Raw genomic sequence first — 12,608 nt, 5'->3', positions numbered from 1 at the left:
TTCGAACATGAGTAAAAGGAAGCTGTATATATTCTTGGCATTTGCGTGCCTTGCCGGATATATATGGATTGCCATATCACTCCTGTTTCCCGAAAATCAGATATGGAGTGGTTGTCTGTTCAGGCAATTGCTTCATATTCCGTGTCCTGCCTGTGGTTCTACAAGGTCTGTCATGGCCTTGTTGAACGGAGACTGGCAGGCGGCTCTTTATCTTAATCCTAACGGAATCTTATTGGCTTTATTACTGGTGGTGATTCCTCTGTGGCTTGCATTGGATTTGCTACGCCGCAAATCTTCATTGTATCACTTCTATAACCGGATGGAGAAGACACTGAAACAAAAAAGTATATTTTTTATCTTTCTTGGCTTGGTACTGATAAACTGGTTTTGGAATATCTTGAAAGAACTATGATTACTTATACTCCTCAAGAACATGAGCTGGAAACTGCATCAAACGGTTATTTGATGTCTTTACTGGTCATTATGGTGGGACTTCCTTTTCCTATTGTCAACTTGATTGCTACAGTGGTATTCTATTTCGGCAATCGCAGGAGTACATATTTTGTGCGTTGGCATTGTACACAGGCTCTTGTTTCGCAGTTTCCGTTGTTTCTCACCAATAGTTGCCTTTTCTGGTGGACAGTGAGGATCCTGATCGGTAACATGGATTTGTCTTCCTTTTACTTTGCTTATCTGTTTACGGTAGTACTGTTCAATGCAATAGATTTCATAGCTACTCTCCATACATTGATTGCCATTCGTAAGGGCAAACAGGTGGAGTGGTATGTCTTTGCTGCCTTAACCGACTTAATATGTAAGCCCCGATGAAGAAGTTTTTATATCAATCGCTTGTTTCAATACTGCTTTTCATGACTGTATTGTTTGCCTTTTCACGGGTGGACTGGTTGTCCGTGTTCCACTTGCGTGAAACGGTTATTGAAGAGAAGATAGGAGAGCTCTATTGGGATTTGTTTTCCAAGACCCAGACTTTTGTGGAGAAGAAATCCGTTATGGCTCCGTTGGATACTTTGTTGTCTACATTGTGCCGTGCCAATGATATTTCTCGCGACAAGATAGAAATTCATGTAATAGAGAGCGAAGAGGTGAATGCTTTCGCGTTTCCAGGCAATCATCTGGTGATATACACTTCACTGCTGTCGCAATGCAACGATGAGGGTGAGTTGTGTGGGGTAATGGCACATGAGGTGGCTCATATCGAGAAAGGGCATGTCATGGATAAGCTGATGAAAGAAATAGGGTTTTCTACGTTGGTTGCCATGATTGGGGGCAGCCAAGGGGCTGAGGCTTTGGGGCAATTGGTACAGGTACTTTCTTCTACAGCCTACAGCCGTACTTTGGAACGTGAAGCCGACGAGACTGCCGTCCATTATCTGATGAAGGCGGGAATGAATCCGCGCGGGCTTGCGGAATTTCTTCATAATCTTCCTCAAGAGACAAATTTACCGGGTTTCACCGAATGGATCAGTACTCATCCCGATTCGGAAGAGCGTTATAAGGTTATCAATGAGATAGTCGATAAAAGCGGATATCACAAAGATTACCACAATATTCTCACAAAGGAGGAGTGGGAAGGACTGAAGAAGAAAAAGTGAGTAGTGCCGGAATGAAAAAAGCGGCATTTGTTTTGAACACCAATACAAATGCCGCTTTACTGTATTCTCTCTAAAAGTGGAAAACTATTTTTTTGCGTGTGGATAGTCTATTGTATAGTGCAGTCCGCGGCTTTCCTTACGTTCCATAGCCTGGCGGGTAATCAAATATCCCACATTGATCATATTGCGCAGTTCACAAAGTTCCCGTGTAGCTTTACTGCTCTTGAAGAGTTTTTCCGTTTCCTCATATAAGATGTCCAGACGGTTCCATGCACGTGTCAACCGGGTATTGCTACGGACAATGCCTACGTAAGCCTCCATAATCTGGTTTACTTCCTTCATGCTCTGCGTAATGAGTACACGTTCTTCATTGCTGATGGTACCTTCGTCGTTCCATTCGGGAATGTCTTCGTTGAAGTCATAACGTTCTAATACGCTCAGTGCATGTTTGGCGGCAGCATCGGCATAGACCACTGCTTCAATCAGGGAGTTGCTGGCAAGGCGGTTACCTCCATGTAAACCTGTACACGAACATTCGCCGATGGCATACAGGCGACGGATACTCGATTGTCCGTCCAGATCTACCGTGATGCCGCCACAAAGGTAGTGTGCAGCAGGGGCTACGGGGATATAGTCTTTGGTTATGTCAATACCGATACTGAGACATTTTTTATAGATATTAGGAAAATGTTTCTTGGTTTCTTCGGGATTTTTGTGAGTGACGTCCAGATAAACATGCTCGTCGCCACGTTGTTTCATTTCATTGTCGATGGCGCGGGCCACTATATCGCGTGGAGCCAGCGAAAGCCGCTCGTCGTATTTCTGCATGAATTCTTTGCCATCCATCGTGCGGAGTACGCCGCCATATCCGCGCATGGCTTCTGTAATCAAGAAAGCAGGGCGGTCGCCCGGATGATAGAGAGCGGTAGGGTGAAACTGGATGAACTCCATATCTTTTACCGCACCTTTGGCACGATAGACCATAGCGATGCCGTCTCCGGTTGCTACCAGCGGATTGGTAGTGTTGCGATAAACAGCTTCACAACCACCGGTTGCCATGATGGTCATTTTAGAGAGGAAAGTATCTACTTCACCGGTCTTCTCATTGAGCACGTATGCGCCATAGCATTTGATACCGGGCGTATAGCGGGTTACGATAATCCCCAAATGGTGCTGTGTGATGATTTCCACTGCGAAGAAATTGGTGAATACGGTAATATTGGGATGTTGCTTTACGGCTTCAATCAGGCTGGTTTGTATCTCGGCACCGGTATTGTCTTTATGATGCAGGATACGGAATTCAGAGTGTCCTCCCTCTTTATGGAGGTCAAACTCTCCTCCTTCTTTTTTGTCGAAGTTCACTCCCCACTTAATGAGTTCATTGATTTGTTCGGGAGCATTGCGCACCACTTTTTCTACGGCTGTACGGTCGCTTATCCAGTCGCCGGCAATCATGGTGTCTTCGATATGTTTCTCGAAATTATCTACCGCCAGATTAGTGACGGAAGCAATGCCGCCTTGTGCAAAATAAGTGTTTGCCTCTTCCAGACCGGCTTTGCAGATGAGGGCTACCGTTCCTTTATGCGCTACTTTCAACGCGAAACTCATACCGGCAATTCCGGAGCCGATAACGAGGAAATCGAACTTTCTTATCATACTTTTGTGTATTTAACGTTGCAAAACTACAAAATAAGTACGTTCCTTGTGCTTTCTGTGGGTATTAATTCGCAAAAAGACTTATCTTAGCGGCAAAAATCAGACAAGATGGACCGGATATTTCACGCACGCATTGCCGCCGGGCAATATGTATTTCTTTTTTTAGCGGCAGGACTTGCTGCCTATGGTTTATGGGAGAAACATATTCTTGTGGCTATCCTGTTCATGTTGTTGCTGATAGTTTGTATCGAAAAATTAATTCATACGACTTATACCATAACTACCGATGGGAAGTTGATAATATTCTTCGGGCGTTTTATCCGCAGCAAAGAAATTTTGTTGAACGATATTATATCTGTAGAGCGTTCTTCCTCCATGCAAATAGGCAAATTTGCGGTGATGCGTTACGTACTGATAAAATATGGAGGAGGCAAGTGTATGGCGCTACTTCCGGTGAAAGAGGAGGAGTTTGTCCGGTTGCTAAAAGAAAGGATGCCATGATCAACGATTATTCCGGCAGCTTTTCCAGCTTGATTGTTGCTTTATGATAAGCAGGGACGGTCTTTATGTATTTTCCTTTTATTTGTTTTTCTGTTTTTGTGTATTCGCCTGTCAACGTTATTGTATAGGTGACCGTAAGTCTTTTATAAGTAAGTATGCTTCCGATCGTGAGTTTTGAATGAGGAGGTATAGTGGTTGAAGAATCGGATTTATTTGGACTCTTGATTTGAATGGTTTCCGCGCCATATTTCACTTTCATATTATTATTGGCATATACTTTATCTAAGATAGTGAAAGGGGCTTGTACGTATATTTCTTCTTTTCCCATCCAGGTGAATGCTTCAGGGTCATCACTCAGAAAAGTAGTTTCTTCCCATTCGTTTTCATAAGGTTTATGTATCACCGATTTGGATTGAGAAGATTTGTTTACCGTAACTTCAAGGGGAAGTTCCGTTTCAAAACAGCTTTCGCCATCTCCTTCTTCCAAGGAGTATCGAATATCTTTGAATGAGTATTTCTCGTTTATTTCTTCATCATTGCTACATGCAACCAGGGTACAGAGTAGAAAGATGCCACATAATGACTGACGGAGTAAATTGATTTGTTTCATGGTTCTCTTTTTTAAGCGGTTAAAATGGCTCTGTTTTTATAAGAGAGAAGCGATATTCTACAAAGATAAAATTTTTTCTCTGAAAACCCATTAGATTTTAGTTCTAATTTTCAAGATCTTCTATCTTATGTTGTATCGGCGAACAGTCGTAGGGATATTTTTTCACCAATTTTCCTTTGAAGACTTTCTTTATGTCATTGTTTGGCCGGGATAGGGTCAAGATATAGCTCAGTTGCAACTGTTTGTAGTAAATGTCGGCAGAATAGGTGTTCTTTTTTTGGTTTACTTGATCCACTTCAAATGTTTTCTCTTTCAGATCGCTGTCATACGTTAACCAACTGCCATATTTCCGTTTGTCTGTTTCGTAAATGATTTCTCCGTTTGATATGTGCTTTGGCATATCTACGTAAATGCCTTCTTCGGGGTCTATCCATTTAAAAGGAGATTCTTTTTCAGTATGGAAACTGTAGAGGATATATGCATTGTAGAATGGCCAAAAAGTAGTTTTTACAGTTTCTCCGTTATTATTGGTATGGTCGTGTACAATCATTCCCCAAGGTTGGGATTCAGCTTCTTCCACTCCGTCGCCTTCTTCCATGCTGTAGGTTATGGATTCCAACTTGTAGAAACTGGTACATTGTTTTTGGCGTATGATGATTTGTTCTTTGTAAAATCCTGTGTTTATTTCAAGATTGATGATGAAACCGCGTTCTTCCTTGTCGAAGTTTTCTTGCAGTTCGATGGTAAGCGTGTTTTCTTTATCACGTTTGATGGCGAAATAACTGTGCTGTAAACTTCCCAGTCCTTCCAGCCGCAAAGGCTTGTTATGCTTATCTGCTATGATGAAACCGTCAAGACTGGCTACGGAAGCAATCCGCCAGTTACTGCGTGTCATGTCTATCTGTAAAGAGGAAGCATCACCTTCCATAATAGCTTCTTGAATGGAGGAAATTCGTTCGTCTTCATCATCGTTGCATGCTGTCGGTAGGCAGAAGAGAAGTACGAATAAAAAGAAAAATGAAAATGATTTAGTTATTTTCATGTCAATTGTCGTTTAGTTAATGGCTGTTTAGTGTAGTTATTATGAATAGTACTATGTGGCAAAGATAACTCTTTCTAAAGAAAGAACTATTTTTTATTCGGGAATAAGATGGTTTTTTACTAACTTGCACAAAAATTAATAATTAACTAAGAAGTTATGAAATATCAAGTTGCCATTATCGGTGGAGGCCCTGCGGGATATACGGCTGCTGAGACTGCCGGAAAGGCAGGAATGAGTGTCGTGTTGTTTGAAAAACAAAGTCTTGGCGGAGTGTGCCTGAATGAGGGTTGCATTCCTACGAAGACTTTATTATATTCGGCCAAAACGTATGACGGTGCATGTCATGCTGCAAAGTATGCGGTCAATGTACCGGAAGTATCATTTGATTTGTCCAAGATCATTGTCCGCAAACAGAAAGTGGTACGGAAACTCGTTTTAGGTGTCAAGGGTAAACTGTCTGCTCACAATGTGTCCGTCGTGACCGGTGAAGCTACTGTAATAGATAAGAACCATATCCGTTGTGGTGAAGAGACATACGAATGTGAGAACTTGTTACTCTGTACCGGTTCGGAAACATTCATTCCGCCCATTCCGGGGATGGATTCGGTACCCTACTGGACACATCGTGATGCGTTGGATAATAAAGAACTTCCTGTTTCGCTCGTTATTATCGGAGGTGGGGTTATCGGTATGGAATTTGCTTCTTTCTTTAATAGCTTGGGCGTACAAGTAACGGTTATTGAGATGCTTGATGAAATCCTCGGTGGCATGGATAAGGAGCTTTCCGCTATGCTTCGTGCCGAATATACAAAACGGGGAATCAAATTCATGCTGAATACTAAAGTAGTATCTGTCATGCAACAAGTTCAGGATGACGATGAAAACAAGCAATCGCTGATACAAGTGAATTATGAAACCGCTGATGGTCCCGGTTCCGTTATTGCTGTGAAACTGTTGATGAGTGTGGGTCGTCGTCCTGTAACAAAAGGTTTCGGATTGGAAAACCTGAATTTGGAAAAAACAGAACGGGGCAGTATCCGTGTCAACGAACAGATGCAAACCTCTGTGCCGGGTGTATATGTCTGTGGTGACCTGACCGGCTTCTCGCTTCTAGCACATACTGCTGTGCGCGAAGCCGAAGTAGCTATACATACTATAATGGAGAAAAAGGATGTGATGAGTTACCGTGCCATTCCCGGTGTGGTATATACCAATCCCGAAATAGCAGGAGTGGGAGAGACGGAAGAGTCTTTACAGAAAAAAGGTATTGCTTACCGTGCCGTTAAATTGCCGATGGCTTACTCCGGCCGTTTCGTCGCAGAGAATGAAGGAGTCAATGGTGTTTGCAAACTTTTGCTGGCGGAAGATGATACTCTGCTCGGTGCACATGTACTGGGCAATCCCGCTTCAGAGATTATTACGCTGGCTGGTATGGCTATTGAACTGAAACTGACTGCTACTGAATGGAAAAGAATTGTTTTTCCGCATCCTACAGTGAGTGAAATTTTTAAGGAAGCGCTCTGAATTTCCGGAAATTTATAACTTCTGATATAAATATTACAGAAGATGAAGACTGTAAAACTGATTACGTGTGATGAGGCTTTTCAAGCCCACATCATTCAAGGTGCTTTGGAAAATGAGGGTATTGCTTCTGTTTTGCATAATGAAAATACATCTACCGTGTTGCGTGGATATACCCGTGAAATAGCCGGTGTGGATGTATTGGTCTATGAAGACGATTACGATAGGGCGGTATCCCTGCTCGAGCAAAATCAGATGATCCCCGAGCAATTGAAGTATTGTCCTCATTGCGGTTCGTCCAAGATTGATTTTGTGCTGAAAAAAGGGCATAGAATGCGTGCCATTATGGCGGGAATTATTTCTGCATTGTCGGTAGCTCCTCCGGGTACTGATCATTGGGAATATGTTTGTAGCGAGTGTGGCGCCCGTTTCAATCAGCCGGTGGCGAAAAGAAATGGTTTGTAAATAGGTGTGTATGAAAAGATTATTGTCATATTGGCTTTTATCATGCTTTTTGTTATCTGTGTCTGCCCAGAAAATGGACAACTGGGTAAATGCACTTTCTTCTCGTTTAGATACATTGATCAAATACAAACTTCCCATCGGTTCCAATGTCGCTATTTCAGTTTATGACTTGACGAGTAACCGTCCGCTGTATGGTTATCAGGCAGATAAATTGTCCCGTCCGGCTTCTACTATGAAGTTGTTGACAACGATTACGGCGCTTTCATGTCCTGAAGCCGACGATCCATTCCGTACAGAAGTATGGTATAAGGGAGTAATTGAGCAAGATACTTTACGGGGCGATATTTATGTTATCGGAGGTTTCGACCCTGAATTTGATGATAATGCATTAGACTCTCTAGTAAATGCCGTTCTGCGTTTCCCTTTCTCTGTAATTCAGGGAAATATTTATGGAGATGTATCTATGAAAGATTCTCTGTATTGGGGAAGCGGGTGGCTGTGGGATGATACGCCGGCTTCTTTCCAACCTTATCTATCGCCGTTGATGTTGAATAAAGGAGTGGTTACCGTGGCTGCTTTTCCCACTGAATGGGGAGATACTGCCCGCTTGGAATGTACTCCTGTGTCTTCCTACTATTCACTGGCTAATAAAACACAATCGCGTACTCCTTCTGCCGGACGTTTTCGCGTATCCCGTAACTGGCTGGAAAATGGAAATGATATTCTCGTTACCGGGAATGTAGATACCAAACGGGTAGGTACGGTCAATATCTTTTCATCACAGGACTTCTTTATGCGTACGTTTATAGACCGTCTGCAAGCACACGGCATTCAACACGTTCCGGGAGAAAGAGATACTTTATTTTCCGATTATACTTTCGCGGAATTTCAAAAAGACAGTGTTTCCATGCGAATGGCCGTATATGATACTCCGATGCAAGTAGTAGTCAGTCAGATAATGAAAGAAAGCGATAATCTGGATGCAGAAGCCATGCTTTACCGTCTGGGAATGCAAAGTACCGGGAAGAAACATGTCTCTGCGGACGACGGTCTTACTGTTGTGCGTACATTAATAAAGAAATTGGGATATAAGCCCGATCATTATAATTTAGCTGATGGTTGTGGACTCTCCAATTACAATTATATCTCTCCTGAACTGTTGGTTGCTTTCTTGAAATACGCTTATTCGAGTACTACGGTTTTTCAGAAGTTATATAAAGCATTACCCATTGGTGGGGTAGATGGAACCCTGAAATACCGGATGCAGAAAGGGACAGCCTCATATAAGAATGTGCATGCCAAGACAGGATCTTTTACAGCTGTCAATTGTCTTGCCGGTTATTTGAAGGCAAGTAATGGGCATCAGATAGCTTTTGCTATTATGAATCAGAATGTCCTTTCCGGTAAGGAAGCACGTGCTTTTCAGGATAAGGTGTGTGAGGAAATTATAAAAAGGTGATAAAATGATAGAGTGGTAAAGTAATAATGAGAAAATACATTTTACTTTACCACTCTATCATTTTATCACTTATATTCTGCCCAGTCTATATTCTTCATATCTCCACTCTTTGCCAATTCGGCATGCATAGCCAAAGCAGCACGCAACGCATGGGGAGTTTGAGATTTACCGTCAGTCAGTTTAAGGTAATCCCAAAGAATATTCTTATAGTCGGGATGTACACAGTTTTCAATGATGGCCTGTGCGCGTTCTTTCGGACTTTTGCCACGCAGATCGGCAACTCCTTGTTCGGTAATGATGATATTAACATCGTGTTCACTATGGTCAACATGGGAAACCATCGGTACGATTGCACTGATTTTGCCTTCTTTGGCGACAGAAGGACAAGTGAAGATGGAAATATAAGCGTTACGTGTAAAGTCTCCCGAACCGCCTATGCCATTCATCATCTTCGTACCACCAATATGTGTAGAGTTGACATTTCCGTAGAGGTCAGCCTCGATGGCTGTATTGATTGAAATAACACCCAGTCGGCGTACAACTTCCGGACTGTTTGAAATTTCCGATGGGCGAAGTACCAATTTGTCGCGGAAGAAGTCCATATCTTCATAAATACCGTTTAGGCAGTCGTTGGTAACGGTTAGTGAACAAGCGCTACCGAACTTCACACGACCTTCACGAATTAGTCCGATTACAGAATTTTGAATCACTTCGGTATACATTTCAAACGGAGGAATAGTCTTGTCGCGTCCCAATGCACCCAGTACGGCATTGGCGATGTTGCCTACGCCCGATTGCAATGGCAAGAAAGTAGAAGGAATAATACCACGTTTCATGTCGGCGGCAAGGAAATCGGCTACATTCTGTCCGATTTTGTCTGTCAACAGATCAGCAGCGGCAAAAGAACGCGCTTCATCTGGCCAGTTGGTTTCTACAACGCCTGCAATCTTTTTCGGGTCAACTTGAATATACGGCTTTCCGATACGATCACTCGGCTTGAAAATAGGAATTTCACGGCGATAAGGAGGGTCAAGCGGTTCGTAGACATCATGTAGACCCATGGCGCTTTTGCTGTGGGCAGCATTCAGTTCTATAATGATTTGATCTGCCAGACGGCAAACGGTCGGGGCAATGCCACCGGCAGCTGTCAGGTATATTTTACCATCGGGGGTTACTTCGCAAGCTTCGATAATGGCAACATTTACTTTACCCATGAATCCATAGCGTACTTCCTGAGCCATCTGAGACAAATGGATATCGTTGTAAGCAATCTCACCATTGTTTACAGCTTTGCGGAAATCGGGGTTGGTAGTGTAGGGAGCACGATAGCGGATAGCTTTGACGCGTGAAAGAATACCGTCGCAAGAGTCACCTGTTGAAGCACCGGTAAAGATGCCTACCTGAAAAGGGTTGCCTTTTGCATGTTCTGCTTCCGCAATTTTTGCTAATTCAGCCGTAACGGCTTTTGCCGTTCCTGCGGGAGTAAATCCACTTAAGCCGATGTTGTAGCCATGTTTAATCAGGCTCGCAGCTTCTGCTGCCGAAATGTAATTCAATGCCATAATATATAGTTATTTTTTGCATATAAAGATTTACAAAGTAGTCTTCAGCTATTATTTGACAGTTGTTGTTTATTCATTGCTTTAATATTTTCTCTGTAGTATTTCCGACCAGATAATTGCCCGTCGGGCTTCTTCCGTAGAACGAATATTAAATTCTGAAACTTCATCCGTTTCCTGTACTTCTTCTGGTACCGGAGAGGAAAACTTTTTTTTGAGGGGAGTATTGGTACGGTGTGAAGATTTTTTTTCTGTAATAGTAATGTTTTCCAATTCAGGACCTTTGGGAATAAATCCACCATAAGTTTCATCATCCCGGTTCTCTGGTAGTTTATTCTTTGTATCGGGTATAGGCACGGCAGATCTTTGGCCAGCATTTTTCTTCGCTTCTTTTTTTACTTGTCTGACAATACCGAAAACGATGGTGCCAATAACCAATAGAAATTTAAAAATATCTTCCATATTCTTACTATTTTTCACCGCCAAAGGTAATTATTTAATCTGATTGTAACCAACAAATTGACATTAAAAAAGGGCAGCTTCACAGCTCCCCTTATTTTTTTTAACCTAAACCTTAACTATGAAAAAATCTAATGTTTCTTTCATTCCACAAAATTGTGAATTTCTTTTAATAGCACCAAATTAACACTCAGGAAATGTTTAGCTGGTTAACATTAATTAGTATAAAGTAGCCAATTTGAAGCATTTATGTGTTATTTTTCTATCAATTCGTAAGTTTTTTGGGGGTGAAAAAGTATCTTTGCAGACGAATTAAAAAATAGTAAAACAATGGAAAAAGTAACGGGAGCAGACTTTAAATCTGCAACTGCTGATGACAACAAAAAGTTGTTTATCGAAACCTATGGCTGCCAGATGAATGTGGCGGACAGTGAAGTGATTGCTTCTGTGATGCAGATGGCGGGATATTCTGTGGCCGAAACGCTGGAAGAGGCGGATGCGGTGTTTATGAATACCTGTTCTATTCGGGATAATGCCGAACAAAAAATTCTGAATCGTTTGGAATTTTTTCATTCGCTTAAGAAGAAGAAACGAAATTTGATTGTGGGTGTACTGGGTTGTATGGCAGAGCGTGTCAAGGATGATTTAATTACCAATCATCATGTCGACCTGGTAGTGGGACCGGATGCTTATCTCACTCTACCTGATTTGATTGCGGCTGTAGAAGCGGGTGAAAAAGCCATCAATGTGGAACTTTCCACTACAGAAACCTATCGTGATGTTATTCCTTCACGTATTTGCGGAAACCACATTTCCGGATTTGTGTCCATTATGCGTGGATGTAATAATTTCTGTACCTACTGTATTGTTCCTTATACTCGTGGGCGCGAGCGTAGTCGTGATGTGGAAAGTATTTTGAACGAAGTATCCGATTTGGTAGCTAAAGGATATAAAGAAGTTACCCTTTTGGGTCAGAATGTCAATTCTTACCGTTTTGAGAAAGTGGATGGCGAAGTGATCAACTTTCCTATGTTACTGCGTACCGTAGCTTTGTCTGCTCCAGGGGTTCGTATTCGTTTCACTACTTCACATCCCAAAGATATGAGTGATGAAACCTTACAGGTTATTGCCGAAGTTCCCAATGTATGCCGGCATATTCATCTGCCCGTACAGAGTGGAAGTAGTCGTATTCTAAAATTGATGAATCGTAAATACACTCGTGAATGGTATCTGGAGCGTGTTGCCGCCATTCGTCGTATCATCCCCGATTGCGGTCTTTCTACAGATATTTTTTCAGGCTTTCATTCCGAAACAGAAGAAGATCATCAACTTTCTCTTTCCTTGATGGAAGAATGTGGTTACGATTCCGCTTTTATGTTCAAATATTCAGAGCGTCCGGGTACGTATGCTTCCAAACATCTGCCTGATGATGTCCCCGAAGAAGTGAAAATACGTCGTCTGAATGAAATCATTGCTTTACAGAACCGTCTTTCTGCCAAAGCAAATGCTCATTGTGTAGGCAAGACATACGAAGTGCTGGTAGAGGGTGTTTCTAAACGCAGTCGAAACCAACTTTTCGGACGCACTGAACAAAATCGTGTGGTGGTCTTCGATAGAGGTACACATCGTGTGGGTGATTTCGTTATGGTAAAGATTACCGGATCCAGTTCGGCTACATTGAAAGGGGAAGAAGTTTCTGGAAAATAATAAATTTTATCGTTAT

At 42.3% G+C, this 12,608-nt stretch carries 13 protein-coding genes; 8 read left to right on the top strand and 5 right to left on the bottom strand.

Annotated features, from left to right (window positions below):
• Positions 1 to 7: 7 nt before the first annotated feature.
• Genes C1A09_RS01795 through C1A09_RS01785 form a run of 3 tightly spaced genes read left to right on the top strand, consistent with a single transcriptional unit; the run spans position 8 to position 1,613 of the window.
• Positions 8 to 412 carry a DUF2752 domain-containing protein gene (locus C1A09_RS01795; RefSeq protein WP_101542022.1) on the top strand — a complete coding sequence of 135 codons (405 nt, stop codon included), beginning with the start codon at positions 8 to 10 and terminating at the stop codon, positions 410 to 412.
• Positions 409 to 828 carry a hypothetical protein gene (locus tag C1A09_RS01790; protein WP_101542021.1) on the top strand — a complete coding sequence of 140 codons (420 nt, stop codon included), beginning with the start codon at positions 409 to 411 and terminating at the stop codon, positions 826 to 828. The genes C1A09_RS01795 and C1A09_RS01790 overlap by 4 nt, the downstream gene beginning before the upstream one ends.
• A complete protein-coding gene (locus tag C1A09_RS01785) occupies positions 825 to 1,613 on the top strand; it encodes a M48 family metallopeptidase (protein ID WP_101542020.1) in 789 nt (262 codons plus the stop codon). The genes C1A09_RS01790 and C1A09_RS01785 overlap by 4 nt, the downstream gene beginning before the upstream one ends.
• A gap of 84 nt (positions 1,614 to 1,697) precedes the next feature.
• Here the strand turns inward: C1A09_RS01785 and nadB are convergent, their stop codons facing one another.
• A complete protein-coding gene (gene nadB / locus C1A09_RS01780) occupies positions 1,698 to 3,269 on the bottom strand; it encodes an L-aspartate oxidase (RefSeq protein ID WP_101542019.1) in 1,572 nt (523 codons plus the stop codon).
• A 108-nt stretch (positions 3,270 to 3,377) separates the two neighbouring features.
• Here nadB and C1A09_RS01775 point away from each other — a divergent pair, with 108 nt between their 5' ends.
• Positions 3,378 to 3,770 (top strand): PH domain-containing protein, encoded by a 393-nt coding sequence (locus tag C1A09_RS01775; protein ID WP_101542018.1) that lies wholly within the window; start codon positions 3,378 to 3,380, stop codon positions 3,768 to 3,770.
• Positions 3,771 to 3,777: 7 nt separating this feature from the next.
• Here C1A09_RS01775 and C1A09_RS01770 read toward each other — a convergent pair whose 3' ends face one another.
• Both C1A09_RS01770 and C1A09_RS01765 read right to left on the bottom strand, forming a co-directional pair.
• Entirely contained in the window at positions 3,778 to 4,380 is a 603-nt protein-coding gene (locus C1A09_RS01770; RefSeq protein ID WP_101542017.1) for a hypothetical protein, read from the bottom strand.
• 103 nt (positions 4,381 to 4,483) lie between these two features.
• Positions 4,484 to 5,422: a hypothetical protein gene (locus C1A09_RS01765; protein WP_101542016.1), complete on the bottom strand. Its 939-nt coding sequence runs from the start codon at positions 5,420 to 5,422 to the stop codon at positions 4,484 to 4,486.
• A 156-nt stretch (positions 5,423 to 5,578) separates the two neighbouring features.
• Here C1A09_RS01765 and lpdA point away from each other — a divergent pair, with 156 nt between their 5' ends.
• The 3 genes from lpdA to dacB are packed head-to-tail and all read left to right on the top strand — an operon-like array spanning position 5,579 to position 8,867.
• Positions 5,579 to 6,946 (top strand): dihydrolipoyl dehydrogenase, encoded by a 1,368-nt coding sequence (lpdA, locus tag C1A09_RS01760; RefSeq protein WP_101542015.1) that lies wholly within the window; start codon positions 5,579 to 5,581, stop codon positions 6,944 to 6,946.
• Between the two features lie 42 nt (positions 6,947 to 6,988).
• Positions 6,989 to 7,408 (top strand): putative signal transducing protein, encoded by a 420-nt coding sequence (locus tag C1A09_RS01755; RefSeq protein ID WP_101542014.1) that lies wholly within the window; start codon positions 6,989 to 6,991, stop codon positions 7,406 to 7,408.
• 10 nt (positions 7,409 to 7,418) lie between these two features.
• Entirely contained in the window at positions 7,419 to 8,867 is a 1,449-nt protein-coding gene (dacB, locus tag C1A09_RS01750) for a D-alanyl-D-alanine carboxypeptidase/D-alanyl-D-alanine endopeptidase (protein ID WP_101542013.1), read from the top strand.
• 65 nt (positions 8,868 to 8,932) lie between these two features.
• On the opposite strand, the gene C1A09_RS01745 is transcribed toward dacB, so the two are convergent.
• Complete coding sequence (locus C1A09_RS01745) at positions 8,933 to 10,429, bottom strand: butyryl-CoA:acetate CoA transferase (RefSeq protein WP_101542012.1); 1,497 nt, start codon at positions 10,427 to 10,429, stop codon at positions 8,933 to 8,935.
• An 81-nt stretch (positions 10,430 to 10,510) separates the two neighbouring features.
• The gene (locus tag C1A09_RS01740) at positions 10,511 to 10,888 is read right to left on the bottom strand and encodes a hypothetical protein (RefSeq protein ID WP_101542421.1); all 378 of its coding nucleotides are present in this window, start codon (positions 10,886 to 10,888) and stop codon (positions 10,511 to 10,513) included.
• A gap of 327 nt (positions 10,889 to 11,215) precedes the next feature.
• Between C1A09_RS01740 and miaB the strand changes: the two genes are divergently transcribed.
• Positions 11,216 to 12,592, top strand: a complete 1,377-nt coding sequence (gene miaB, locus C1A09_RS01735; protein WP_101542011.1) for a tRNA (N6-isopentenyl adenosine(37)-C2)-methylthiotransferase MiaB — start codon at positions 11,216 to 11,218, stop codon at positions 12,590 to 12,592.
• The last annotated feature ends 16 nt before the right edge of the window (positions 12,593 to 12,608 follow it).

The sequence above is a fragment of the Bacteroides cutis genome, from assembly GCF_900241005.1.
Lineage (GTDB): Bacteria > Bacteroidota > Bacteroidia > Bacteroidales > Bacteroidaceae > Bacteroides > Bacteroides cutis.
Note: the sequence above shows the minus strand (reverse complement) of the source record. Positions and strands in the feature narration are given on the sequence as shown.

Excerpts from the sequence above, each read along its gene's own strand:
- C1A09_RS01795 (WP_101542022.1), top strand. The coding sequence starts at position 8 with ATGAGTAAAAGGAAGCTGTATATATTCTTGGCATTTGCGTGCCTTGCC.
- C1A09_RS01740 (WP_101542421.1), bottom strand. The coding sequence starts at position 10,888 with ATGGAAGATATTTTTAAATTTCTATTGGTTATTGGCACCATCGTTTTC.
- C1A09_RS01745 (WP_101542012.1), bottom strand. The coding sequence starts at position 10,429 with ATGGCATTGAATTACATTTCGGCAGCAGAAGCTGCGAGCCTGATTAAA.
- dacB (WP_101542013.1), top strand. The coding sequence starts at position 7,419 with ATGAAAAGATTATTGTCATATTGGCTTTTATCATGCTTTTTGTTATCT.
- C1A09_RS01785 (WP_101542020.1), top strand. The coding sequence starts at position 825 with ATGAAGAAGTTTTTATATCAATCGCTTGTTTCAATACTGCTTTTCATG.
- lpdA (WP_101542015.1), top strand. The coding sequence starts at position 5,579 with ATGAAATATCAAGTTGCCATTATCGGTGGAGGCCCTGCGGGATATACG.
- C1A09_RS01775 (WP_101542018.1), top strand. The coding sequence starts at position 3,378 with ATGGACCGGATATTTCACGCACGCATTGCCGCCGGGCAATATGTATTT.
- nadB (WP_101542019.1), bottom strand. The coding sequence starts at position 3,269 with ATGATAAGAAAGTTCGATTTCCTCGTTATCGGCTCCGGAATTGCCGGT.
- C1A09_RS01790 (WP_101542021.1), top strand. The coding sequence starts at position 409 with ATGATTACTTATACTCCTCAAGAACATGAGCTGGAAACTGCATCAAAC.
- C1A09_RS01770 (WP_101542017.1), bottom strand. The coding sequence starts at position 4,380 with ATGAAACAAATCAATTTACTCCGTCAGTCATTATGTGGCATCTTTCTA.
- C1A09_RS01755 (WP_101542014.1), top strand. The coding sequence starts at position 6,989 with ATGAAGACTGTAAAACTGATTACGTGTGATGAGGCTTTTCAAGCCCAC.
- miaB (WP_101542011.1), top strand. The coding sequence starts at position 11,216 with ATGGAAAAAGTAACGGGAGCAGACTTTAAATCTGCAACTGCTGATGAC.
- C1A09_RS01765 (WP_101542016.1), bottom strand. The coding sequence starts at position 5,422 with ATGAAAATAACTAAATCATTTTCATTTTTCTTTTTATTCGTACTTCTC.